The sequence below is a fragment of the Zoogloea ramigera genome, assembly GCF_006539865.1.
Taxonomy (GTDB): domain Bacteria; phylum Pseudomonadota; class Gammaproteobacteria; order Burkholderiales; family Rhodocyclaceae; genus Zoogloea; species Zoogloea ramigera.
In genome coordinates, this window is the sequence record NZ_BJNV01000031.1 from 20,619 (window position 1) to 45,024 (window position 24,406).

Consider the following 24,406-nt stretch of genomic DNA (forward strand, 5'->3'; position numbering starts at 1 on the left):
CAGACTGGGCGGAGCCCGGCCCTCGGGGCGCTCAATGCGCCTCGTCCCAGTTGGCGCCGACACCGACTTCGGCAAGCAGCGGCACGGAAAGTTGCGCCACCTCGGCCATCAGGCGCGGCAGCTGCTCGCGGATCAGCGCGACTTCGGCGTCGGGCACCTCGAGCACCAGCTCGTCGTGCACCTGCAGGATCAGGCGCGACTTGACGCCGCTGGCCTTGAGCCACGCCGACACGGCGATCATCGCCTTCTTGATGAGGTCGGCGGCGGTGCCCTGCATCGGCGCGTTGATTGCGGCGCGCTCGGCGGCCTGGCGGCGGCCGACCTGCTGGGCGCGGATGTCGGGCAGGTGCAGGCGGCGGCCAAACACCGTCTCGACGTAGCCCTGCTGCTTGGCCTCGAGGCGGGTGCGCTCCATGTAAGCGGCGACGCCCGGGTAGCGGGCGAAGTAGCGGTCGATGTAGTTGGCGGCGGCGGCGCGCTCGATGCCGAGGTTCTTGGCCAGGCCGTGGGCGCTCATGCCGTAGATCAGGCCGAAGTTGATCACCTTGGCGTAGCGGCGCTGCTCGCCGGTCACCTCGAGCGGCGTGACGCCGAAGATCTCGGCGGCGGTGGCGCGGTGCACGTCCTCGCCGCGGGCGAAGGCGCCGGTGAGGCCGGCGTCGCCCGACAGGTGAGCCATGATGCGCAGCTCGATCTGGGAGTAGTCGGCCGAGACGATCCTGTGGCCGGCCGGGGCGATGAAGGCGGCGCGGATGCGGCGGCCCTCCGGCGTGCGGATCGGGATGTTCTGCAGATTGGGCTCGGAGCTGGCGAGCCGCCCGGTGACGGCCACCGCCTGGCTGAAGCTGGTGTGCACGCGGCCGGTGCGCGGGTTGACCATCTGCGGCAGCTTGTCGGTGTAGGTGTTCTTGAGCTTGGCGAGGCTGCGGTGCTCGAGCAGCAGCTTGGGCAGCGGGTAATCCTCGGCGAGCTGGGAGAGCACGTCTTCATCCGTCGACGGCTGGCCGGTGGCTGTTTTTTTGACCACCGGCAGGCCGAGCTTGGTGAACAAAATCTCGCCGAGCTGCTTGGGCGAGCCGAGGTTGAAGGGCTGGCCGGCGAGCTCATGGGCCTGCAGCTCCAGCGCGTGGAGGCGGCGGCCGAGCTCTTCGGAATGCTGGGCGAGCAGGAAGTCGTCGATCAGCACGCCGGTGCGCTCCATCTCGAAGAGCACCCGGGCGGTGGGCAGCTCGAGCTCGCGGTACAGCGCGGCGAGGCCGGGCTCGGCAGCGAGCTGGGCGGAGAGCGCGTTGTGCAGGCGCAGGGTGATGTCGGCGTCTTCGGCGGCGTATTCGGTGGCGCGGGCCAGCTCGACCTCGCCGAAGCCGATCTGCTTGGCGCCCTTGCCGCAGACCTCGGTGTAGGTGAGGGTCTTGAGGCCCAGGTGGCGGCTGGCGAGGGAATCCATGTCGTGGGATTTGTCGCTCTCGAGCACGTAGGATTCGAGCAGGGTGTCTTCCGCGATACCAGCCAGCGCAATGCCGTGGTTGGCCAGGATGTGGGCGTCGTATTTGAGGTTCTGGCCGAGCTTGCGGTGGGTGTCGGATTCAAGCCACGGGCGCAGCTTGTCGAGCACCTCGGCGAGCGGCAGCTGGGCCGGGGCGTCGGCGTAGGTGTGGGCCAGCGGCAGGTAGGCGGCTTCGCCCTCGGTGGTGGCAAACGACATGCCGACCAAGCGCGCCGCCAGCGGGTCGAGGCCGGTGGTTTCGGTGTCGAAGGCGGTGAGTTCAGCGGCGTTGATGCGGGCCAGCCAGGCGTCGAAGGCGTCCCACGACAGCAGGGTTTCGTAGCCGCTGCGGTGGGCGCCGGGTTCGCCCTGGGGCGCGGCAGGTTCGGCTGCAGCGGCGGGCGCCACGGGGCGATGGACGCCCTCCTCGAGCTCCTTCAGCCAGCCCTTGAACTCCATGCGCCGGTAGATCGCCGCCAGGGCTTCCTTGTCGTCTGCGCGGGCCGGCAGGTCGGCTGGGCCGACGGGCAGCGGCAGGTCGGTGACCACGGTGACGAGCTTGCGGCCCAGCGGCAGGAAATCCAGGTGTTTGCGCAGGTTTTCGCCGACCTTGCCGCCCACCTTGTCGGCGTTGGCGACGAGGTTGTCGAGGGTGCCGTATTCGGTGAGCCACTTGACGGCCGTCTTGGGGCCGCATTTTTCGACGCCGGGCACGTTGTCGACGGTGTCGCCGACGAGCGTCAGGTAATCGACGATGCGCTCGGGGGGCACGCCGAACTTGGCGGTGACGCCGGCCTCGTCGAGGACTTCCTCGCTCATCGTGTTCACCCACCGCACGCCGGGGCGGACGAGCTGGGTGAGGTCCTTGTCGCCGGTGGAGATCACCACCTCCCAGCCGGCCTCGACGGCCTGGCGGGTGAGGGTGCCGATCACGTCGTCGGCCTCGACGCCCTCCTCCATCAGCAGCGGCCAGCCTTCGGCCTTCACCGCCTCATGGAGCGGCTCAATCTGGGCCCGCAGGTCGTCGGGCATCGGCGGGCGGTGAGACTTGTAGTCGGGGAACCAGTCGTCGCGGAAGGTCTTGCCCTTGGCGTCGAAGACGCAGGCCCGGTATTCCGCCTTGTAGTCGGATTCGAGGCGACGTAGCATGGAAAGCACGCCACGCACCGCGCCGGTGGGCTCGCCCGCCGAGTTGCGCAGATCAGGCAGGGCATGGAAGGCACGGTACAGGTAGCTGGAGCCGTCGACGAGCAACAAGGTAGGCATGGGCACGCAGGCTGAAGAGGCGGCGGCCCGCTCCCCTCACCCCTCACTCCTTACAAGAATAATGACTGCAAAAGACAAACTCCCGCCGATGATGCCGAGCACGGCGGCGCAGGGCTTCACGGCCCGGGAATCGTGGCGGATTTTCGGGATTATGGCAGAGTTCGTCGAGGGCACTGAGCGCCTCAAGCCGATCCGCCCGGCGGTGTCGATCTTCGGCAGCGCCCGCACCAAGCCCGATCACCCCTATTACGAGAAGACCGAGCGCATCGCCCGCCAGCTCTCGGACGCCGGCTTCTCGGTGATCTCCGGCGGCGGGCCGGGCATCATGGAGGCGGCCAACAAGGGCGCCTACTTCGGCAAGTCGCCCAGCGTCGGCCTCAACATCCAGCTGCCGATGGAGCAGCAGGCCAACCCCTACCAAGATATCTCCCAGACCTTCCAGCACTTCTTCGCGCGCAAGTTCATGTTCGTGAAGTTCGCGGTGGCCTACGTGGTGATGCCCGGCGGCTTCGGCACGCTCGACGAGCTCCTCGAGGCGATGACCCTGATCCAGACCGGCAAGAGCCGCAAGATCCCGGTGATCCTCGTCGAGTCGGCCTTCTGGAACGGCCTGCTCGACTGGTTCAAGACCACACTGGTGAGCGAGGGCATGATCCACCCCGACGACATGAACCTGATCCAGGTGATCGACGAGCCCGAGAAGGTGGTCGATGCGATCTTCAACCACTACCAGACCCGCGGCTTCCTCCCGCTGCCCGAAGAACACGAACTGATGCTGAACCTCTGAGCGCACCCAGGGCCGGGCGCCGCCCAGGCCGCCCCCCGCAGGGGGGCAAGGAAACCTGGCGCAGCCCTGCGTTTCCTTGAGAGCATTCCAAGGCCATGCCGGCCTCGGCGTGGACGGAGAAACATTGCATGTTTCTCAAGAGTTCGCCGCAGCAAGCACCACGGCGGCGCGGGTTACAATCGCGGCATAACCAGGAGACTCCCATGAGCCGTGTCGCACCCACTATCGCAAGCCTCGCCGCGCTGATCTTCGCGGCCACCGCCTGGGCCCAGCAGCCCCGGCAGCTCGAGCCGCTGCCCGAGCCGCCCCCGCCGCCCCCCGGCCTCGAACTCGACCCGGCCCTCGAGCCCCAGGTCACCATCACCAAAAAGGGTGAGGACACCGTCGAGGAATACCGGGTCAATGGCCAGCTCTACATGGTCAAGGTCACCCCGTCCCACGGCGTGCCCTATTATCTCTACGACGACGTCGGCAACGGCGACTTCACCCGCCGTGACGCCCAGGACGCCGGCGTGCGCGTGCCGAAGTGGGTGATCAAGCGCTGGTAAGCGCCGCACCGCCGGGCTGCTGAGCGCCCCCAGGGCCGCGCTCCCCCCAGCACGCCCCCCGTGGGGGGCAAGGAAACGTGGGGCGGCCCTGCGTTTCCTTGAGAAGCCCGCGCGCTGCAGATGCCGCAAATGAAACAGGCCGGATCACTCCGGCCTGTTCTGCTTTCAAGCGCAACCCTCAGGGTGCCTCGCACAGGCAGTGCAGGTACACGTGGCCGGGGTCGTTCCACAGGGCCAGGCCCTCGAGCTCGGTGCGGACCCGCGCCAGCGCCTGTTCGGCGATCGACGGACGGCGCTGGGCGGCTTCGCTCTCGTCGTCGTTGCTGAGCAGGCGCACCAGCAGCTGGTCGCGGGGCGACAGGGGTTTCTCGATGTAGCTCACCTCGTAGTCGGCCACCGCGGCACGGGCGGCGGCGGCCTTGAGCACCGCGTCGAGCCCGCCGAGCTTGTCCACCAGGCCCCGCTCCAGCGCCTGGCTGCCCAGCCACACGCGGCCCTGGGCAACCGCGTCGACGGCCTCCGGGCTCATCTTGCGGGCGCCTGCCACAACGCCCAGGAAGCGCTTGTAGCCGTGCTCGATGCTCTGCTGGAGCAGGCTGGCGATCTGCGGATCGAGGGGCCGGCGCGGGTCGACGCCGCCGGCCAGCGGCGTGGTGCCGACGCCATCCACCGCCAGCCCCAGCTTGCCGAAGGGGCCGGAGAGATCCGGCAGCATCGCGAAGATGCCGATCGAGCCGGTGAGCGTGGTCGGGCTGGCCCACACCTCGTCGGCAGCCATGCTGATCCAGTAGCCGCCGGAAGCCGCCACCGAGCCCATCGAGACCAGCACCGGCTTGCCGGCCCGGCGGGTCAGCTCGAGCTCGCGGCGGATGACCTCGGAGGCGGTGGCGCTGCCCCCCGGGCTGTCGACGCGCAGCACCACGGCCTTGACGGCGTCGTCCTCGCGGGCCTGGCGGATCAGCGCGGCCACCGAATCGCCGCCCACGCTGCCCGGCGGCTGCTCGCCGTCGACGATGGCGCCCTGAGCCACGACCACGCCGATCTTGTCGGCCCGCTGGGGCGCCTCCTCGCGCAGGCGGGCCACGTAGGTGGACATCTCGACGTGCTTGAAACCGCGGGCCTCGTCGCCCTTGCCGAACAGGCCGACGAGGTGCGAACGCCACTCGTCGGCCGTCTTGAGGCCATCGACGAGGCCGGCCGAGCGGGCCATCGCCGCTGCGTCGCCCCCGGCGGCGGCGAGCTGGGCCGGCGCGTCGGCCACGTAGCGGGCCAGGCCAGCCGCTGCCTTCGGGCGGGCCGCGGCGATGTCGGCCTGGTAGGCCTGCCAGGCTGCGTCGAGGTAGAGCCGGGTCGCCTCGCGGTCTTCAGGCGACATGTCGCTGCGGGTGTAGGGCTCGACGAAGGACTTGTAGGTGCCGACCCGGAAGACCTGCATCTTCACGCCGGCCTGGTCGAACAAGCCCTTGAAGTAGGTGGGATAGCGAGCGAAGCCAGTGAGCAGCACGTAGCCGTCCGGGTTGAGGAAGACCTCGTCGGCGTGGGCCGCCAGGTGGTACTGGGCCTGGTCGAAGTGGCGGCCCCAGGCATGCACCTTCTTGCCCGTCTGGCGGAAGACGTCGATCGCCGCGGCGATCTCCTCGAGCTTGGCCAGGCTCGTGCCGGAAAGGCCATCGGTCTCGATGACCAGCGCCTTGACGCGGCTGTCGGTGGCCGCGCTGCGGATCGCGTCGACCACGTCGCGCAGCAACACCTGATGCACGCCGTCGCCCCCCTGCAGCAGGCTCATCGGCGACTTGACGCTGCGCTGCTCGACGAGCTGCCCCTTGGGGGCGATCAGCAGCGCGGCATCCGGCGGCAGCGGCGCCGGACGGCTCGCCAGCCAGCCGGCCACCAGAAAGGCCACCACCGCCAGGAAGATCAGGTTGAGGCTGGCCTGCCGGATCCGGTCGAGGGCCCGCCAGATACCCGACAGCGTTCTTCTGATGAAACCTGGCCGTGCTTTGTGCTCCATGCTGCTCTCCAAAATGCCTGCATCGTGCTGCGGCGGCCCGACGTGCCCGAAGCATCCGCCGGCTGCCAATCCGGTAGAATCCGGCCATGTCTGCCAATCCCACGCCCGACCAGATCCGCAGCCTGCTGCGGGAGGTCAAGACCATCGCCGTCGTCGGCCTGTCGCCGCGAGCCGAACGCCCCAGCTACCGGGTTTCCCGCGCCATGCAGGGCTTCGGCTACCGAATCGTGCCGGTGCGCCCGGCCGTCACCGAAGTGCTCGGCGAGAAAGCCTACGCGCGCCTGTCGGACATCCCCTTTCCGGTGGATCTGGTGGATGTCTTCCGCAACGCCGACGAGGTCGGCCCCATTGTTGACGAATGCATCGCGCTCGGCGTCAAGCGCCTGTGGCTGCAGGATGGTGTCGTGAACGAAGAAGCCGCCCGAAAGGCCCGCGCAGCAGGCATCACCGTGGTGATGGACCGCTGCGTGTGGCGTGACTACCTGGATTTTATCCCATGACCAAGCTCGCCTTTAGCAAGATGCACGGCCTCGGCAACGATTTCGTGATGATCGACGCCGTACGCCAGGACATCCGCCTCAGCGCCGACCAGGTGCGCTGGCTGGCCGACCGCCATTTCGGCGTCGGCTGCGACCAGCTGCTGGTGGTCGAACCCGCCCAGACCCCGGGCGTGGATTTCCGCTACCGCATCTTCAACGCCGACGGCGGCGAGGTCGAACAGTGCGGCAACGGCGCACGCTGCTTCGCCCGCTTCGTCTTCGAGCAGGGCCTCAGCGACAAGCGCGAGATCCGTGTCGAGACCCAAAAGGGCATCATCACCCCGCACCTCGAGGACGACGGCAACGTGACCGTCGACATGGGCGTGCCGGTGCTCAAGCCCGCCGACGTGCCCTTCGTCAGCGACTCCGACGCCTGGGTGCAGCCCCTCGACGTGGCCGGCACCACCGTGGCGATCACCGCCGTCAGCATGGGCAACCCCCACGCGGTGCAGGTGGTGGCCGACGTCGACACCGCCCCGGTGGCCGAGCAGGGCCCGCAGATCGAACACCACCCGCGCTTCCCGGCGCGGGTCAATGCCGGCTTCCTGCAGGTGGTGGATGAGCACAACGTACGCCTGCGCGTCTTCGAGCGCGGCGCCGGCGAAACCCTGGCCTGCGGCACCGGCGCCTGCGCGGCGGTGGTGGCCGGCATCCTGCGTGGCCTGGTGGCCTCGCCGGTGCGCGTGGCCACCCGCGGCGGCGAGCTCACGATCGCCTGGGGCGGCGTCGGCACCCCGGTGATGATGACCGGCCCGGCCGTCACCGTCTTCACCGGCGAGCTCACCCTACCCTGAACCCCGCGCCCAACCGCAACAACCCGGCCATCGCCATGAAAGCTTCCGACGTCATCCAGTTCCTGCAGGCCAACCCGGCTTTCTTCGACGACAACTCGACGCTGCTGACCGAACTCACGGTGACCCACCCCCACACGGGCCAGGCCATCTCCCTCACCGAGCGGCAGCTGATCGCGATGCGCGAGCGGATCGCCCAGCTCGAGAACAAGTTCGCCGAACTCCTCGAATTCGGCGAAGAAAACGACGCCATCGGCGACAAGGTGCACCGCTTCTGCGTCTCGCTGCTGGAGGCCGAGGATTTCGAGTCCATCCGCCAGGCCATCTACACCCACCTGCAGGAAGACTTCGCGGTGCCCCACGTGGCCTTCCGGGTCTGGAACAGCGTGCTGTCGCGCGGCGGCCCCGAGTTCCTGCCGGTAGGCGAGGAAGTCCGCTACTTCACCGGCGACATGGTCCAGCCCTATTGCGGCGCCCCCGCCGTGCACGAGGCCAACGCCTGGTTCGGCCCCGCCTCCCGGCTGATCCGCTCGGTGGCCCTGGTGCCGCTGCGCCGTGAGGACAAGACCTTCGGCCTGCTGGCCCTGGGCAGCGAAGACCCGGAACGCTTCTACCCCGAGATGGGCACGCTCTACGTCAGCCGCCTCGGCGAGATGATCTCCGCCGCCCTCGTCCGCCAGCTCGGCTGAGGGGCGACCCGCCCCCCTTGCCAGGGGGCACGCCACACGGCCCGGGGCAGCCTCCCGGTTTTCCCACTTCCTACTCCCCACCTCCCACTCCCCATCATGGCCGACCTGATTCTCAAACCTGGTAAAGAGCGCTCCGTCATCCGTCGTCACCCCTGGATCTTCGCCGGCTCGGTGGAGCGGCTGGAGGGGCGGGCGCGGCCGGGGGATACCGTGCTGGTCAAGGACGCCGACGGGCGGGCGCTGGCGCGGGCCGCGTGGTCACCCGAATCGCAGATCCGCGCACGGGTGTGGACCTTCGATTGCGACCAGTCCATCGACCACGCCTTCATCAAGCGCGCGGTAGCCGCCTCGGTGGCACGCCGGGCGGCCCACCCGTGGCTGGCGAAACAGGACGGCGTGCGCCTGATCCACGGCGAATCCGACGGCCTGCCGGGCGTCATCGCCGACCGCTTCGGGCAGGTGGTGGTGGTCCAGCTGACCAGCGCCGGCGCCGACAAATGGCGCGACGCCATCGTCGCCGGCCTGATCCAGGCCACCGGCTGCAGCGCGGTGTATGAGCGCTCGGACTCCGACGTACGCCGCCTCGAAGGCCTCGGCCCCCAGAGCGGCATCGTGTATGGCGAGCTGCCCGAGCTGCTCACCATCGTCGAGAACGGCGTGAAAATGGAAGTCGACGTGGTCAGCGGCCACAAGACCGGCTTCTACCTCGACCAGCGCGAAAACCGCCTCCTCACCGGCCAACTCGCCGCCGGCCGCGACGTGCTCAACTGCTTCTGCTACACCGGCGGCTTCTCGCTGCAGGCCCTCGCCGGCGGCGCCAAGAGCGTGGTGTCGATCGATTCGTCAGGCCCGGCGCTGGCCACCGCCGCGCGCAACGTGGCGCTCAACCCGCAGCTCGACGCCAGCCGTGCCGAATGGCGCGAGGACGACGTCTTCCAGGCCCTGCGCACCCTCAAGGCCGAGGGCCGCAAGTTCGACCTGATCATCCTCGACCCACCCAAGTTCGCCCCCTCGGCGGCCCACGCCGACCGGGCGGCCCGCGCCTACAAGGACATCAACCTGCTGGGCTTTCGCCTGCTCAACCCGGGCGGCATCCTGATGACCTATTCGTGCTCCGGCGGCATCGGCCTCGAGCTGTTCCAGAAGATCGTTGCCGGCGCCGCCGCCGACGTGGGCGTGGAGGCACGCATCATGCATCGGCTCTCCGCCGCCCCCGACCATCCCATTGGTCTGGCCGTGCCCGAAGGCGAGTACTTGAAGGGGCTGGCCTGCCAAGTGTGACAAAGTCCCGGGGGCGGGTGCTTTTGTCCTAACACATGCCAAAGAGCTGTGTATGCTCCATATGAATGGTTAATTAATGTTACCAAATAACTGTTTTGGGCATTCATAGGAGATACAAATGAACACCTTCCCGCCCCCCGGCATGACCATGCCGAGCTTCTCCAGCCAGGTGTCCCGTGCCAGCGAGATCGAGGCACCGGGCGAAAGCCGCGTCGCCGCCCTGCTGCTGGCGCGCTACAACCTGCGCTACCTCGTCCGGCTCTATTCGGCCTTCGACGGCGACCTGCTGCTGCCCATCGTGCTGGGTGAAGTCGGCCTCTACAACGTGGGCGGCTTCGGCTTCGACGAGAACGCCCTGGCGGCGCTGCGCTGCTACGGCGACGCCTTCGACCGGCTGCCGCTGCGCCCCTGCAACGCCTTCTCGATCAGCTCATCCACCGGCATCCCCCGCGAGACGGTGCGCCGCAAGGTGAGCCACCTGATCCAGAACGGCTGGATCAGCCGCGATGCCAAGGGTGGCCTGACCATCACCGCCAAGGCCGCCGCGCTGTGCCTGCAGCCCTTCGACGACGAGAACCTGCCCGACTTCATCGCCACCGCCGACCGGGTGCGTACGGTGATGATGCGCGCCGCGGCCTGAACCTGCACGGCGGGAGTACCCGCCACGGGCACACGCTCAAGCGCGGCGGATCTGCGGGTGCTTGGCGATGTTCTTGGCGAGCAGCTTCCAGGCCACCCCGAACACGTCGTCGCCGCGAGCCACGGCCTTGCGCGGCAGGGCCAGCAGATCGTCGGCCGGCGTCGCCGCAGCGCGCACGCAGGTGGTGCCGGTGACGTAGCCGGCTTCGGCTGCAGCCTCGACGGCGCGGATGTCGTGGCTGCCGTAGGGGTAGCAGAAGTGATCCACCGGGCGGCCGAGCATGTCCTCGAGGGCGGCCTTGCTGCCGGTGAGTTCGGCGCGGATGCGCGCGTCGTCGGCCTGGGCCAGGCGCGGGTGGCTGACCGAATGGGAGCCGATCGTGAAGCCCATGGCCTGGACTTCCCGCAGCTGGGCGGCGGTCATCAGGGGCGCGGGTTCGGGGCCGACGCCGGCATCCCAGCTCGAGGTGGCACCGACCAGCCCGCTCACCGCATACACCGTGGCCGGGTAGCCGTGGGCCTTGAGCACCGGCGCGGCGTTGTCGAGAAAATCCACGTAGGCGTCGTCGAAGGTGAGCACCAGCGGGCGCGCCGGCAGCGGCTTGTCGCCCCGCAGCCCGGCTGCCGCGTCGTCGAGGCTGACGACCGTGTAGCCGAGCAGGCGGAACATCGTCATCTGGGCCTTGAAGCGCGGCAGGTGGCAATACAGCGCGCCGTGCGCCTTGACCCGCCCCGGGAACTGCCCGACCCGGTGGTACATGAGGATGTGCACGCGCGTCATCGCTGGCCTCCGCAGGCTTCGTGGTAGACCGCCACGGTCTTGTCGAACATCGCGTCCTCAAGAAAGCCGGCCTCGAAGCGCTGCCGGGCCCGCACCCCGCAGCGGGCGCGCAGGGCCGCATCGGCGAGCAGCGGCGCGATGGCGGCGGCCAGCGCCGGCGGGTCGTCGGGCGCCACCAGAAAGCCGCTGGCACCCTCCTCCACCACCTCGCCGATGCCGCCGACGCGGGTGGCGACGATGGGCAGCCCGCAGGCCGAGGCTTCGAGCAAGGTGAGCGACAGGGCCTCGCGGCGGGACGGGGCGAGCAGCACGTCGGAGGCGGCCATCAGCGCCGGCACGTCTTCGCGCAGGCCCAGGAAGCGCACCCGCCCGGCAATCCCGAGTTCCTGCGCCAGGGCCTGCGTCTGCGGGCCGAGATCGCCGTGGTGATCGCCGGCCATGAGCAGGGTCCAGGGCTGGTCGGTGAGCCGGGCCAGCGCCCGCAGCGCCGTGTCGTGCCCCTTGGCCGGGACGATGCGCGCGGCCATCAGCAAGGCAGGCTCATCGACAGCCAGGCCGAGGCTGCGCCGGGTGGCCTCCCGCGCCCCGGCGGGCAGGCGCGCGGCGAGGTCGGCGATGCCGTGGTGAACCATGCGGATGCGCGCAGGCTCGTAGCCCTCCCGCCCCAGAAAATCCGCCACCGCCTGGGACACCGCGATGATCCGGTCGGCGCGGCCGAAGTGCTTGCCGGCGTTGTCGGAATGGGCTGTGGCGACATTCGGCAGCCCGGCCAGCCTGGCGGCCAGCCCGGCGTACCAGGCCCCGCGGGTGAGGTGGCCGTGGATCAGGTCGGCCCCGACCCGGCGCGCGTAGAGCGCCAGGCGGACGACGGAGGGCAGATCGTAGAGCCCGCTGAGGGGCAGGTCGATGCCGCCAAAGCCCTCGGCCCGCAACTGCTGCCCGAGCCAGCCCTGCATCGGGCCAGCGTAGAGCGCCTCGTGGCCGCGGGCGCGCAGGCCCTTCATCAGCTGCAGCGCGTGCCGCTCGGCGCCGCCGCTCTTGAGGCTGCGGAGCACGGTGATGATCTTCATCGCCCGAGCACCTGGCGATAGACCCGCAGGTTGCCGTCCACCATCGCGTCGATGGAAAACTCGGCGAGGATGCGCGCTCGCCCGGCGGCGCCAAAACGCGCTCGCAAGGCCGCGTCGCCGGCGAGACGGTCGATGGCCGCGCCGAGCGCCGCCACGTCGCCCGGCGGGCACAAAATGCCGGTGACGCCGTCCTGCACCGCCTCGGGCAAGCCGCCAGCCCGGCTGGTGACGATGGGCACCGCCGCGGCGGAAGCCTGCAGCAGCGACACCCCGAGGCCTTCCATGTCGGCCGGGTGGATCAGCATGTCGAGCCCGCCGAGCCAGCGCGGCAGGTCGTGGCGGAAGCCGGTGAAGCGCACCGCACCGGCAAGGCCGGCGGCGTCCACCTCGGCCCGCAGCTCGGCCTCCAGCGGCCCCTGCCCGAAGATCAGCACCTTGAGCGCCGGGTGGCGGGCGAGCAGCGCCGGCAGCGCGGCCAGCAGGTAGCGGTGCCCCTTGCGCGGGATCAGCTGGGCCACCACGCCGGCCACCTGCGCGTCGGCCGGCAGCCCGAACTCGGCGCAGAAGGCAGCGCGATCGACGGGCGCCAGGTAGGGCGTTGCATCGACTGCGCTCCTCACGCAGCTCACCTTGGCGGGCGCCAGGCCCTCCGACAGCAGCACCTGGCGGATGCCCTCGGAGATCGTGATCACGTGGTCGTAGAGCCGGTACTTGAGCGCCACCGCGAGGCGCGACTCGGGGTTGTCCACCCGCCGCGACAGCACGCAGGGCACGCCCGCCAGCCTGGCGGCAAGGCCGCCCCAGGTGTCGGCGCCGCGGCGGCTGTGGAGGTGCACCAGGTCGGGCTTTTCGGCGCGGATCAGGCTGGCGAGGCGAGTCACCATGCCGATGTCGCCATCGCCGCCCATCTTCATCGCCACCACCCGGGTGCCGGCTGGCTGCTGGCGCGCCATCTCGCTGCCCGCCGGGCAGGCCAGCAGGTTGGTGACGCCCCGCGCCGCCAGGCCTTCGACGATGTAGAGCACCTGGCGGGCGCCGCCATACAGGTGCTTGCCGGCTTCGACGTGGAGGATCTTCATGCGCCCTCCCCGGCCGCCAGCATGGCCCGGGCCCGCTCCAGCACCATCGCCGGGGTGATGTCGCGCAGGCAGGTGAACTTGCCGCCACAGGTGGGCCGGCGCCGGCAGGGCGAGCATTCGAGGCCCAGCCAGATCACGCTGCCGGTGGGCCGGCCGGTGTTCTGATACGGGCAGGTGGAGCCGAAGATCGCCACCGTCGGCCGCGCCAGCGCGGTGCCCATGTGGGTGAGGCCGGTGTCCACGCCGATGAGCAGCGCCGCATGGGCGATTGCCGCAACGGCCTCGGGCAGACGGGTCTGGCCGGCCAGATTGACGATGCGCGGGTCGGCCGCGGCGATGCGGGCCGCCGCTTCGGCATCGGCCGGGCCACCGAGGATCACCGGCACCAGGCCGGTGGCGTCGATGAGCTGCGGTGCGAGGGCCTGCCAGGCGTCCTCGAACCAGTGCTTCTGGGGGCGCGTCGTGAAGGGCGCCAGCACCGCGTAGCTGCCGGACGCAAGGCCGTGGGCGGCGAGCTTGCCGAGCACGCCTGCCTCGGCCGGCGGCGAGACCTTGAGCGTGGGCAGAAAATCGCCCGCGTCGAAACCGAGCTGCTCGGCGAGATATTTGTACTCCGAACCGATCCGCGCCTGCTCGCCGCCGCGGGGGATCACCTCGCTCATCAGCAGCTGGCTGCCCTCCTTCGAGCCCAGCCCGACCCGCCGCCGCGCGCCGGACAGCCAGGTGAGGAAGCCGCTCTTCATCAGCCCCTGCAGATCGAGGGCCATGTCGAAGCGGCGGGCGTGGAGCTCGCGCCGCAGCGCGCGCACGCGGCCCAGCAGCTCGAGCCGCCGGCCGGACTTCCACAGCTTGACCCACTCGGCCTTCGACCAGGTGATGACCTCGTCGATGTCCGGGTCGGCCAGCAGCAGCTCGTGGATGCCCGGCTCCACCAGCCAGGCGATGTGGGCGTCGGGGTGAGCGCGGCGGATCGCCCCCGGCAGCGCCGAGGCGAACACCACGTCGCCGATGGCGGAGGTGCGGACGATGAGGATGCGGTGCGTCATGGGTCGAGACTGTAGCCGAAAGTGCCCGGGGCAGGCACCCGGGGCTCAGGCAGGGCGGGCCTCCAGGCAGGCCCGGTAGACGTCGAGGGTGGCCTGGATCATCGTGCCGATGGAAAAATCCGCCTCGTAGCGCTGCCTCGCAGCGCGGCCGAAGGCCCCGGCGAGGCCCGGGTCGTCGACCAGCCGCTGCACCGCGGCGGCCAGGGCCGAGGCATCGTCGGCGGGAACCAGGAGGCCGTTGACACCATCGGCGATGACCTCGGGCACGCCGCCGACCCGGCTCGCGATGAGCGCACAGCCCGCCGACGACGCCTCCATCAGCGCCAGCGGCAGGCCTTCGCTGCGGGACGGCTGCAGCACGATGTCGGCGGCGGCCAACAGCTGCGGCACGTCGTCGCGGCGCCCCAGCCAGGTCGCCAGCGAGCCCGCCTCGGCGGCATGGAGGGCCGCACCCCACGCAGTCTCCTGCCCGGCGAAGAACAGCCGCAGGGGCCGGCCCGCCTGGTTGCGCAGGTGGCGGAAGGCCTCCAGCGCCACGTCGTGCCCCTTGACCTCGGCGACCCGCCCGATCATGAACAGGGCCCGCTCGTCGGGCGCGAGGCCCAGAGCCCGGCGGGTTGCCTCACGGGCGGCCCCGTGCCCGGCGCCGAAACTGCAATCCCGGGCACCGGGGAACACGACCTTGATCCGGCCGGCATCGAAGCCCCGGGCGAGCAGATGCCCCTTGACCGCCTCCGAGACGGCGATCAGCTGCCGGTCGTGGGGGTAGTTCTTCCAGGTCAGCATGTCATGCACGCTGCTGAGCAGCGGGGTGCCGCTCATCCGGCAGGCCAGCCGCCCATAGAAGGCCGCACGCACCAGGTGGGTATGGACGAGGTCGTAATCCTGCCGCTTGATCAGGACCAGCAGACGCAGCAGCGCCGGCAGGTCGTAGTGGGCCCGGAAGTCGAAGTCATGGAGGACGAAACCCGCTTCTTCCAGGCGCAGCCAGACCCACGACCCCTTCGGCACCGCCGCCTCGACCTCGTGCCCGGCGGCGCGCAGGCCCGTGCAGAGCTGCACGAGATGCTGCTCGGCGCCACCGAACTTGCGGTTATGAAGGATTTGAAGGATGCGCATCGGGGCGAGTGTTCAGAACGATCGATAGGCCCGGACGATTAGCCGAGACGCAGGCTTGCACCGTCCAGGAAGGCTTCCCGGTAGGTCGAGGCTAGGCCCTCCGCGAGGCCGATCCGGGCGCGCCAGCCCAGGCGCTCGGCCCGCGCGACGTCCAGCAGCTTGCGGGGCGTGCCGTCCGGCTTGGTGCTGTCGAAGACGAGACGCCCCGGGTAGCCCACCACCTGCGCCAGGCTCTCGGCCAGTTCGCGGATCGTCACGTCAACGCCGGTGCCGACGTTGATGTGGGAACACATCGGGCGGGTCTCGGCCGCGTAGGCGGCAGCGGAGACGTTCATCAGGTGCACCGCGGCGGCGGCCATGTCGTCCACGTGCAGGAACTCCCGGCGGGGCGTGCCGCTGCCCCAGATGACCACCTCGGGCGCCCCTGCGAGCCTGGCCTCATGGACCCGGCGCATCAGGGCCGGGATGACGTGGCTGTTTTCGGGATGGTAGTTGTCGCCGGGGCCGTACAGATTGGTCGGCATGGCGCTCCGGTAGTCGCGCCCGTACTGGCGGTTGTAACTTTCGCAGAGCTTGATGCCTGCAATCTTGGCGATCGCGTAGGGCTCGTTGGTCGGCTCGAGGAGCCCCGTGAGCAGGGCCTCCTCGGTCATCGGCTGCGCCGCGAGCTTGGGGTAGATGCAGGACGAACCGAGGAACAGCAGCTTCTGCACGCCGTGCAGGTGCGCCGCATGGATGACGTTGGCCTCGATCATCAGGTTCTGGTGAATGAACTCGGCCGGGTAGGTGTTGTTGGCATGGATGCCCCCCACCTTGGCGGCGGCCAGATAGACCTGGTCGATGGACTGCGCCGCAAAGAAGGCGGCGACCTGGCGCTGGTCGGTCAGGTCGAGGGCGTCCCGGGGCGCCGTGACGATGTCCCGGTAACCGAGCGCCCGCAGGCACCGGACGATGGCCGAACCCACCATGCCCCGGTGGCCGGCGACAAAGACTCTCTGGTCGATCGCGTGCTGCATGGTCAGTTCTCCGTGGCAATCGGCACGTCGTGGCCGTGGGCCTTGAGCAGGGCATGACGCCGGGCGGCCTTGAGATCTTCAGCCACCATTTCGGCACACATCTGCTGAACGGTGATTTCGGGCACCCAGCCGAGCTTCTCGCGGGCCATCGTGGGGTCGCCCAGCAGGGTCTCCACCTCGGCGGGGCGGAAGTATCGGGCGTCGACACGCACGATCACGTCACCCGCCTTGAGGGCCGGCGCCCGGTCGCCTTCGACATGCTCGACGATCGCCTGCTCGGTGACGCCCTGCCCCTCGAAGCGCAGGGTAATGCCCAGCTCGGCCGCCGACCAGCGGATGAATTCACGCACCGAGTACTGGACGCCGGTGGCGATCACGAAGTCCTCGGGTTGCGCCTGCTGGAGCATCAGCCACTGCATGCGCACGTAGTCGCGGGCGTGCCCCCAGTCGCGCAGCGCATCGAGGTTGCCCATGTACAGGCACTGCTCCAGCCCCTGGGCGATGTTGGCCAGACCGCGGGTGATCTTGCGGGTGACGAAGGTCTCGCCACGGCGGGGGCTTTCGTGGTTGAACAGGATGCCGTTGCAGGCGTACATCCCGTAGGCTTCCCGGTAGTTGACGGTGATCCAGTAGGCAAACAGCTTGGCCACCGCATAGGGGCTGCGGGGGTGGAAGGGGGTGGTCTCCCTCTGGGGGATCTCCTGCACCAAGCCGTAGAGTTCGGACGTGGAGGCCTGGTAGAAACGGGTCTTCTTCTCCAGCCCGAGCAGGCGGATGGCCTCCAGCAGGCGCAGCGTCCCGATGCCATCAACATCGGCAGTGTATTCGGGCGCTTCGAAGCTGACCGCCACATGGGACTGGGCACCCAGGTTGTAGACCTCGTCGGGCTGGACCTGCTGGAGGATGCGGGTCAGGTTCGAGCTGTCGGTCAGGTCGCCGTAATGCAGCACGAAACGCTGGTTTTCCACATGGGGATCTTCGTAAATGTGGTCGACCCGCTGGGTGTTCAGGGACGACGCGCGGCGCTTGATGCCATGCACCTCGTAACCCTTGCCCAGCAGAAACTCGGCCAGATAGGAACCGTCCTGCCCGGTTACGCCGGTGATGAGTGCTTTTTTGGTGCTGCTCATGGGGCTACATCCTGTGTCAAGGTAAGATCCCGAAGGGGTGCGAGTGCCGCACGTGATTCAACAACACGGCAACCAGGAGAGAATGCATGCCGGATCGCACTACCGGTGTGAGCGAGGTCATTTGCGTTTGCAGCAGAAAAGATGCGCCCACATGGCAAAAGGCTGCACCGTACATCGTCAGGAATATCAAGGCGCGCCATTATAAGCTGCTGGTTCCGGACCCAGAGCTCGAGAGCTTCCGGGCAATCAGCCCCGACGCCTTCGAGGTGATCGCGGAGTCCCGCTACGTCGGGCATCTGGGCGAGAAGATCGCGGCGCGTCTGCCCGCGGCAAATGCCGGTCGCAAGGGCTGGTATCTGCAGCAGTTCATCAAGATGGCCGCCGCCAGCGCGGCAGGGGACGACGACATCATCCTCATCTGGGATGCCGATACCGTGCCCCTCAAGCCCCTGAGCTTCGTCGACGAGCGCGGTCGGATCATCTACTACCAGGGCACGGAACACCACGCGCCCTATTTTGAGCTGATAAAACGGCTCATCGGCCTCGAAAAGGCCGCGGATTTCTCGTTCATTGCCCAGTGTTTTCCAGTAAAGGTTCGCTGGCTTCGCGAGCTGTTTGCCGAACTCGAGCAAAAAGCCGGCACGCGCTGGGAAGACGCAATCATTGCCGGCATCGATTTCAGCCAGGCCTCCGGGTTCAGCGAATACGAGACGATGGGAACCTTCATCGCCTTCCACCACCGGGCTGAAATCACCTTCAGCCCGAACAGATGGTGGCGCTTCGGCAACCGGCTGGTGGGCGACATCGAGCTCCTCACCGAACGCAAGGCCCGCGCCCTGGCCCGCAAGTTCGATTTCATCAGTTTCGAGCAGTGGGAGCGTCGCCCGCGCTTCATGTGGCTGCGCAGGCTGCTCGCGCGCTAGCAGGCTGACGCCGACGGCACGCACGCATCAGAGCCGCGACCAGCCCTCGGGCAGGAGATCGCGGGTATCGATCGGCGCGGCAAACCATTGTCGCGGCGCAAGCACGATCTTGGCAGGGTTCCGGTTCAGCCACGCCCCCCACCAGCTGAACGAGCTGTTGGCGATGATCTGGTGCCGGCACTGGCTCATCAGGTACAGGTCTTCATAATCCGCATTGCGCCTGTCGGCGCCGACGAAGTTGAGCGGATGACCGACATCCAGGTTGTCCCGGACCCACGCCATGTCGTCCGAGAAGATGAAGAAGCGGGGCTTCTCCAGCCCTGCAGCCATCTTGGCCGCCGCGGCCCGGTAGTAATCGAGCGGCACCACACCATGCACCTTGAGGGCTTCGGGATTGGCGACATAGTCACCCCGGCGGATGTGCAGACTGACCGATTCGCAAGCCCGCATCTCCGCCGCCAGGGCTGCGTTCTCGGGCGAAACGGGCGCAGCGGGGAGCAACTCATCGAGCAGCCGGGGCCGCAGGAAATCGAAGTATTTCTCGCTCTGCCAGTAACCATTCAGATACACCGGCTGGCGGATCTTCAGGATCTCCGGGTCGAAGGGGAAACCCCGCTCCTTCACGTACGACCGGTGATGGAAGGGCTGGACCGCCCACCTGCAGCGGCGTGAAAGCCACGCCGCATAGCGGGCCCTGGAGGGGTTCAGGGCCTCGATTTCCCGCTCGTCGGCCAGCGCGGCCTCGACGCAAAGATGTTGCAGCCGATAGCTGCGCAGGGCGTCCTGCTGGAAGCTGGACGCATCGAGCTTCAGCGCCATCCCGGATCTGCTGGAAAGGGCGCGTCCCAGGGCGTACTGGAACAGCTGATTGCCGAGGCCGCCCTTGAGCTTGATGATGATCATTGTGTAGTCCGCTGCCGATGATGCCTGCCGGCGGGTCTGCCGGCTCCGGAGCTCGCCCTGCGCCTCATTTTCTTCGGAGGCGGTACAGAGGCGCGAGCAGGGTGTATTTCAGGGCCTTGCGCGACAGGCCACGCGCCACCGGAGGAACGAGGATGTGCTCGAACTCCTTCATCACCCCCCGCGCCTCGGCGAGCGCTCCACTACGCATCAGGCTCATGCAGCAGCGGTAGATGTTCCACGAGATCAGGCTGTCGAGGTCATGCCCCTGCTTGGCCGTAAGACCCGGTTGGCGGGACGCCAGGAGCCGGCGGGCGAAGGCCAGGATCTTCTGTGCCCGCCCGGTCTGGTTCATCGCCCGGTTCTCGGCGTCGCGGTGATAGACCGCCCCGACAGCCGGGCTGAAACAGGCGGCCGACGTCCTCGAGAGACGCAGCCAGAGCTCCACGTCCTCGCCGATGGCCAGACTGCAGTCGAAGCCCCCGGCCTGCACGAAGGCCTCCCGGTTCACACAGACGGTGCTGGTGTAGAAGGGGTAAACATCGCGGCCGACGCAGTCGAGATAATCGAGCTGAACGCCAGCCAGCGCCGTCCCCACACCGTCTGCGCTGTAGGACACGCGACGGCCGTCGGGCGAGGTCAGTTCGTAGGCCGTTGCGAACAGCAAGGACGCCGGCGATGCATCCACCAGCCTGGCGATCTCGGCCAGGAAACCGGGCTTCCACTCGTCGTCGGCATCCAGAAAGGCCACGTGAGCGGCGCGGGCCTCCTGGGCCCCTCGGTTGCGCGCAGCCGAAGCCCCCTGGTTGGGCTGATTCACAAGGCGCACCCGGGGGTCCGGGCAGGCCTCGACGATGCTTTCGCCACCGTCGCTGGAACCGTCGTTCACGACCACCAGCTCGAAGTCGGCCCAGCGCTGGGCGAGCACGGACTCCAGGGCCCGGCCGACGTGCGAGCGCTTGTTGTAAAGCGGAATGACGACCGAAAAGCGGGGCGGCATGGAAACCTTCATCACCGCTGCAGCCCGGCCGGCATGGGTGCCTGCAGCTCGGCGAGCCGGGCCAGCACGGCCTCGACGCTGATCGCCGCCATGCCCTGCGCCTGCAGGGCGCGCATGAGGGGGTCGTGGGTCAGGGGCGGGCTCGCCCCGAACAGCCCGAGGGTCGGCACGCCATTGGCCACGGCCATGTTCAGGGCACTGGTGTCGTTGCCCACGCAAAACTGGCAGTGGCGCAGCAGCGCCGCCGAATGCTGGACCGAGGGCTGGGTGGCGGCGATCACCCGGGCCCGCAGCGCCGGTGCCACGGCGGCGACGATTGCCGCCGCCGCATCCCGCTCGGCCGGGCCGCCAAGCAGCAGCACGCTGCAGCCCCGCTCGGCCAGCGCCTGCGCCAGCACGGCAAAACGCTCGCCACCCCAGTTGTTGCGCGGAGCCGAGGTGCCGATCGAAAACGCGTAAAGCGGACCGGGGACGCCGGCCAGGTCCTGCGCTGCAGCCGCCAGGGCCTCGGGGCGCACCGCCATCCGCGGCACCACGGGTGCATCCACCAGACCGTGGGCGATGCAGAAAGCGCTGACCTCCGGGTAGACCCAGTTGCCGGTGCCACGGTGCGGACGGATGTAGGGCGGCCGGTTGAGCAGCAGGCGCTCGCCCGGGGAGAAGCCAAAACCAGCCCGCTGGGGGATGCCCGCCAGCAGGGCCAGCGCCGCGTAACGAATGCGGCCGGAGAGGATGTAGATGCGTTCGAAGCCCCGCTCACGCAGGCCCCGGGCGAAGCGCAGCTGGGCCCCCAGGGGGTCGTGACGGCCGCTGCGCCCCTCGCCCTTGCGCGGCTTGCGGTCGAACTCGATGACTTCGGCGATGCAGCGCTCGGCTGCGAGCACGTCGGCAGCCCGGCAGGACGGGCGCGCGATCAGGCTGACCGCGCCGTCGGCGCTCGCCGCGGCAATCGCGCGCAGATAGGGAATATGCCAGATCAGATCGCCGATGCCGGTGCGATGAATGACGACAACGGTGCGGGGAAGAGGGGCTGCAATGACCACGTAAGCTCGGAAGGCTGGCGGGCTGGAAACCCGAAAGGCCGTATTTTGCCGGAATCGAAGCAAACCGTGCGCCACACATGCAAGTCACGGCAACTCTGCGCTACCCTGCGCTCATTTTCCGCCGCTCCGGCACACGCTCGACCCGCCATGCTCGCCCTGCCCGACGTCAGCCTCCTGTGTCTCGACACCCGCCACCCGGATCTCGCCCTCAAGGCCATGCAGCGCTGCCTGGATCGCGCCAGCTTCCGCGAGGCGGTGCTGCTCACCCGCGACGGCTACCGCAGCCCCGACCCGCGTATCACCGTCCGGGCGGTGCCCACGCTGCGCAACGTGGCCGAATACTCCCATTTCATGGTCAAGTCCCTCGGCCCGTATTTTTCGGGCAGCCACGTGCTGGTGGTGCAGTGGGACAGCTTCATCCTCGACCCGGGCGCCTGGGACGCCGCCTTCCTCGATTACGACTACATCGGCGCGCCCTGGCCCCACCGCAGCCAGCCGGTGGGCAACGGCGGCTTTTCGCTGCGCTCGCGCAGGCTGATCGACGCACTGCAGGACGCCGACATCCGCGAAACCCAGCCCGAAGACCACGTGATCTGCCTCGACTACCACGACCTGCTGGTGGCCCGGCACGGCATCCGCTTCGCGCCGGTCGAGCTGGCCCGGCGCTTCGCCTTCGAGCTGACGCCGCCCGACGGGCCGGTGTTCGGCTTTCACGGCTTCTTCAACTTCCACCTGGCCCTGCCCGACCCCGAGCTGCTGAGCTATCTGGCCGGCGTCGACCGCAGCGTGCTGTTCTCGATGCCAGCCCGGCGACTGCTCAAGAACCTGATCGACGCCGGGCGCCATGAGCCCGCCCGCCGGATCATCGACGTTCGCGCCGGCGGCAACCTCAAGCAGCGCCTGGACGCCTTCAAGCTACGCTGCCGGCTGGCCCTGCGACGCCTGCGCTGAGGGCGCTCAGCCCCGCTCCGGCGTGGCCGGGTGGGCCCCGGCGGCGCAGACCGCCAGCAGCACCGTGAAGGCCACGGTGCCGAGGGACGACGCGAACATCGAGCCGACACTGGCAAACACCAGCTCCGCCGCCAGCACCATCAGGCCCCAGCCGGCGAAGAGCCGGCGTGCCCCGTCCGCCCCGCGCCGCACGGCCCTGAAATACAGGAACATGCCCACCCAGAAACCCAGCATGGCCAGCGTACCGACAAGGCCGGTGGTGGTGAGGTGGTCGATCAGCAGATTGTGAAGGCCGTTGAAGTTGCGCAACACCTCCGGCAGGGCCCCGGCCGCCACGGCCGCGTCGACGGTGGGACGGAACTGGGCCACTCCGATGCCCAGCACCGGGTGGGCCAGGAACTGCTGCCAGCCCCACTCCCAGCTGAGCAGGCGCAGACCCATCGACGTCTCGCGGGCCGCTGCAGCGGTGGGATCGGCCAGATAGGCCCGGACTTCGTTCGCCCCCAGCAGCAGCCGCTCGTGCACGGTGTCCACCGCCAGCAGCCCCGCCACCAGCAGGACCGCCGCCACCACGGCGGCCAGACCGCGCCGGCCAGCCGGCCGGCCCCCCACCAGCACCGTCGCCGCGACCAGCGCCATCACCGGCAAAGACGCCCAGGCCGAGCGGGTCTCGGAGAGCAGGCTGGCGACGAGCCCGCCGCTCACCCCGAGCAGCGCGGCCAGACGCACCCACCGGCCACCACGCAGCCCGGCCCCGCCCAGCCATCCCGCCAGGCACGCCATGGCGATCACCGCGCTGTAGTTGCCGAAGGGGCCGGGGCTCGAAAACGGCCCCATCGGCCGGCCGAACTCGAGCCGCATCAGCGGCCCGCCGAACAGTTCGCTCTTGGCCAGCAGCGCCACCCCGCCGGCGGCCAGCCCCGCCGCCGCGAAGCCCGCCAGCAGCGCCCGCGACGACAGCCCGCAACGCCTCACCAGCAGATACACCGGGATGGCCCACAGCAGGTGGGCGGGCCGGTCGAAGACCCGCATGTTCCAGCCGAGCACGGCCATGTTGAGGACGTAGGCCGCCGGCAACACCGCCGCGGCAAGCATGAAACGCCGATCGAGGCGGTCGATGCAGCGGCCCGGCGTCGCCACCGCGAGCAAGCCCAGCAGCATCAGCACCAGCGCCAGGTTGCGCGCCAGCGCGCCGGACAGCATCAGGCTGGCCAGGAAGGCCGGCAGCAGCCACGGCAGCAGGCGGCCGAGCAGGGCGACCAGGCGCCCGGCCTCAGCCCTCATTCAGCACGACCCCCGTGCTGCGGAAGGCCTCGCCCATCTGGCGCCTCTCGTCGTCCGACTTGAAGCGCACCCGCCCCCAGCCGAAGGCCACCACCCGGGTGCTGGCCGGGCTGGTCTGACGGGCGAACAGCAGCGCGCTGGAGCGCACCCCGACGACCGCGTCGTAGGGCGTGTTGGCCAGGTGCACCTCGAGCGGCTCGTCGAGGCTGAGGGTCTCGTAGTCGGGCTGTTTAAGCTCCTGGTCCGGGTCTTTCGGGTGGCCCTTGTAGATGATCCGCCGGATGCCGAGGGCGGCCAGCCAGGCGCGGATCTCGTCGCTCACCGCGTCGCGGTCGGCGGGCTTCATGAGGCCGGCGCCGACCAGCGGCTGGCCGATGACGAGGGCCGTGCGTTCGGACGCAGCCCCCGCCGCCGCGCCGGCCCGCGGCGTGACCAGCGGCGGCAGCACCACGACCTTGTCGGCCGGGTATTCGTGGGGCAGGCCGGCGATCACGTAGATGCGGTCGCAGAAGGGCGCATCGGAACCGATGCGGTCGCCGCCGAAGCACCAGTAGTCGAGCTCCGGCGCCACCAGCCGGCGCAGCTTGCGGGCGTACTGGGCGAGGCGCTTGGCCGGCGCCAGCGGATAGCGGCGGATGCTGATGATGCCGTCGGGCAGGATGCGGGCGCGCATCTCGCGGGCGCCGCAGGCCTTGGGCAGCGCGCGCAGGAAGTAGTTGATGGCCTCGGTGTCGAACACCGCGCTGTGGATGTGCAGGCTGTCGCACGGCCCGACCAGCGCGGCCACCCGGCGGATGTTGTCACGCAGCCGGCGGTGGCGGCCGAAGGGGCCGGGCAGCGGCTCCCAGCGCGGCCACGGCATGTAGCCGGCGGCGTCCCAGTCGGCCTCGCGGACGATGGGCGTGACGCCGGGCTTGTACCACACCAGCACCTGGCGGGCGCCGGCCTCGAAGTTCTCGGCGATGCGCCGCGCCGCGAGGTATTGCAGCGGCGAGGCGACGAAGTAAACGGCAACCCGCGCGCCCAT

At 69.4% G+C, this 24,406-nt stretch carries 23 protein-coding genes; 9 read left to right on the forward strand and 14 right to left on the reverse strand.

The window, feature by feature from the left end; genetic code table 11:
• Positions 1-31 precede the first annotated feature (31 nt).
• On the reverse strand, positions 32-2,752 hold the full coding sequence (gene polA / locus ZRA01_RS10215) for a DNA polymerase I (RefSeq protein ID WP_141351802.1): 2,721 nt from the start codon (positions 2,750-2,752) through the stop codon (positions 32-34).
• A gap of 61 nt (positions 2,753-2,813) precedes the next feature.
• Between polA and ZRA01_RS10220 the strand changes: the two genes are divergently transcribed.
• The gene (locus tag ZRA01_RS10220) at positions 2,814-3,539 is read left to right on the forward strand and encodes an LOG family protein (protein ID WP_141351804.1); all 726 of its coding nucleotides are present in this window, start codon (positions 2,814-2,816) and stop codon (positions 3,537-3,539) included.
• A 203-nt stretch (positions 3,540-3,742) separates the two neighbouring features.
• The gene (locus ZRA01_RS10225) at positions 3,743-4,087 is read left to right on the forward strand and encodes a DUF2782 domain-containing protein (protein WP_141351806.1); all 345 of its coding nucleotides are present in this window, start codon (positions 3,743-3,745) and stop codon (positions 4,085-4,087) included.
• 178 nt (positions 4,088-4,265) lie between these two features.
• On the opposite strand, the gene sppA is transcribed toward ZRA01_RS10225, so the two are convergent.
• Positions 4,266-6,098, reverse strand: a complete 1,833-nt coding sequence (gene sppA, locus ZRA01_RS10235) for a signal peptide peptidase SppA (protein WP_141351810.1) — start codon at positions 6,096-6,098, stop codon at positions 4,266-4,268.
• Between the two features lie 86 nt (positions 6,099-6,184).
• Between sppA and ZRA01_RS10240 the strand changes: the two genes are divergently transcribed.
• From ZRA01_RS10240 to ZRA01_RS10260, 5 genes are all read left to right on the forward strand, one after another.
• Positions 6,185-6,598, forward strand: a complete 414-nt coding sequence (locus ZRA01_RS10240) for a CoA-binding protein (RefSeq protein WP_141351812.1) — start codon at positions 6,185-6,187, stop codon at positions 6,596-6,598.
• The gene (gene dapF, locus ZRA01_RS10245; protein WP_141351814.1) at positions 6,595-7,431 is read left to right on the forward strand and encodes a diaminopimelate epimerase; all 837 of its coding nucleotides are present in this window, start codon (positions 6,595-6,597) and stop codon (positions 7,429-7,431) included. The genes ZRA01_RS10240 and dapF overlap by 4 nt, the downstream gene beginning before the upstream one ends.
• Positions 7,432-7,466: 35 nt before the next feature.
• Positions 7,467-8,117, forward strand: a complete 651-nt coding sequence (locus ZRA01_RS10250; RefSeq protein ID WP_141351816.1) for a DUF484 family protein — start codon at positions 7,467-7,469, stop codon at positions 8,115-8,117.
• A 96-nt stretch (positions 8,118-8,213) separates the two neighbouring features.
• Entirely contained in the window at positions 8,214-9,398 is a 1,185-nt protein-coding gene (locus ZRA01_RS10255) for a class I SAM-dependent rRNA methyltransferase (RefSeq protein ID WP_141351818.1), read from the forward strand.
• Positions 9,399-9,516: 118 nt separating this feature from the next.
• Positions 9,517-10,038, forward strand: coding sequence for an IclR family transcriptional regulator (locus tag ZRA01_RS10260; RefSeq protein WP_141351820.1), 522 nt, complete (start codon positions 9,517-9,519; stop codon positions 10,036-10,038).
• A gap of 36 nt (positions 10,039-10,074) precedes the next feature.
• Here the strand turns inward: ZRA01_RS10260 and ZRA01_RS10265 are convergent, their stop codons facing one another.
• From ZRA01_RS10265 to gmd, 7 genes are read right to left on the reverse strand one after another with little or no spacing between them, the layout of a single operon-like run.
• The gene (locus tag ZRA01_RS10265) at positions 10,075-10,818 is read right to left on the reverse strand and encodes a polysaccharide deacetylase family protein (RefSeq protein WP_141351822.1); all 744 of its coding nucleotides are present in this window, start codon (positions 10,816-10,818) and stop codon (positions 10,075-10,077) included.
• Positions 10,815-11,888 (reverse strand): glycosyltransferase, encoded by a 1,074-nt coding sequence (locus tag ZRA01_RS10270; protein ID WP_141351824.1) that lies wholly within the window; start codon positions 11,886-11,888, stop codon positions 10,815-10,817. The genes ZRA01_RS10265 and ZRA01_RS10270 overlap by 4 nt, the downstream gene beginning before the upstream one ends.
• A complete protein-coding gene (locus ZRA01_RS10275) occupies positions 11,885-12,967 on the reverse strand; it encodes a glycosyltransferase (protein WP_141351826.1) in 1,083 nt (360 codons plus the stop codon). Before ZRA01_RS10275 ends, ZRA01_RS10270 begins: the two co-directional genes overlap by 4 nt.
• A complete protein-coding gene (locus tag ZRA01_RS10280; RefSeq protein WP_141351828.1) occupies positions 12,964-14,013 on the reverse strand; it encodes a glycosyltransferase family 9 protein in 1,050 nt (349 codons plus the stop codon). The genes ZRA01_RS10275 and ZRA01_RS10280 overlap by 4 nt, the downstream gene beginning before the upstream one ends.
• A 45-nt stretch (positions 14,014-14,058) precedes the next feature.
• Positions 14,059-15,132, reverse strand: coding sequence for a glycosyltransferase family 4 protein (locus tag ZRA01_RS10285; protein WP_141351830.1), 1,074 nt, complete (start codon positions 15,130-15,132; stop codon positions 14,059-14,061).
• A gap of 38 nt (positions 15,133-15,170) precedes the next feature.
• Complete coding sequence (gene fcl, locus ZRA01_RS10290; RefSeq protein ID WP_141351832.1) at positions 15,171-16,148, reverse strand: GDP-L-fucose synthase; 978 nt, start codon at positions 16,146-16,148, stop codon at positions 15,171-15,173.
• A 2-nt stretch (positions 16,149-16,150) separates the two neighbouring features.
• The gene (gene gmd, locus ZRA01_RS10295) at positions 16,151-17,278 is read right to left on the reverse strand and encodes a GDP-mannose 4,6-dehydratase (protein ID WP_141351834.1); all 1,128 of its coding nucleotides are present in this window, start codon (positions 17,276-17,278) and stop codon (positions 16,151-16,153) included.
• A gap of 86 nt (positions 17,279-17,364) precedes the next feature.
• On the opposite strand from gmd, the gene ZRA01_RS10300 reads away from it, so the two are divergent.
• Positions 17,365-18,201, forward strand: coding sequence for a DUF6492 family protein (locus ZRA01_RS10300; protein WP_141351836.1), 837 nt, complete (start codon positions 17,365-17,367; stop codon positions 18,199-18,201).
• 27 nt (positions 18,202-18,228) lie between these two features.
• Here the strand turns inward: ZRA01_RS10300 and ZRA01_RS10305 are convergent, their stop codons facing one another.
• From ZRA01_RS10305 to ZRA01_RS10315, 3 genes are all read right to left on the reverse strand, one after another.
• On the reverse strand, positions 18,229-19,104 hold the full coding sequence (locus ZRA01_RS10305) for an alpha-1,2-fucosyltransferase (RefSeq protein ID WP_141351838.1): 876 nt from the start codon (positions 19,102-19,104) through the stop codon (positions 18,229-18,231).
• A gap of 64 nt (positions 19,105-19,168) precedes the next feature.
• Positions 19,169-20,101: a glycosyltransferase family 2 protein gene (locus ZRA01_RS10310; RefSeq protein ID WP_170182939.1), complete on the reverse strand. Its 933-nt coding sequence runs from the start codon at positions 20,099-20,101 to the stop codon at positions 19,169-19,171.
• Between the two features lie 11 nt (positions 20,102-20,112).
• Entirely contained in the window at positions 20,113-21,144 is a 1,032-nt protein-coding gene (locus ZRA01_RS10315; RefSeq protein WP_218028696.1) for a glycosyltransferase family 9 protein, read from the reverse strand.
• A 147-nt stretch (positions 21,145-21,291) separates the two neighbouring features.
• On the opposite strand from ZRA01_RS10315, the gene ZRA01_RS10320 reads away from it, so the two are divergent.
• The gene (locus ZRA01_RS10320; RefSeq protein WP_141351842.1) at positions 21,292-22,095 is read left to right on the forward strand and encodes a DUF5672 family protein; all 804 of its coding nucleotides are present in this window, start codon (positions 21,292-21,294) and stop codon (positions 22,093-22,095) included.
• Positions 22,096-22,101: 6 nt separating this feature from the next.
• Here ZRA01_RS10320 and ZRA01_RS10325 read toward each other — a convergent pair whose 3' ends face one another.
• Together ZRA01_RS10325 and ZRA01_RS10330 are read right to left on the reverse strand one after the other, a co-directional pair.
• Entirely contained in the window at positions 22,102-23,379 is a 1,278-nt protein-coding gene (locus tag ZRA01_RS10325; RefSeq protein WP_141351844.1) for an O-antigen ligase family protein, read from the reverse strand.
• Positions 23,369-24,406 (reverse strand): polysialyltransferase family glycosyltransferase, encoded by a 1,038-nt coding sequence (locus ZRA01_RS10330; protein WP_141351846.1) that lies wholly within the window; start codon positions 24,404-24,406, stop codon positions 23,369-23,371. Before ZRA01_RS10330 ends, ZRA01_RS10325 begins: the two co-directional genes overlap by 11 nt.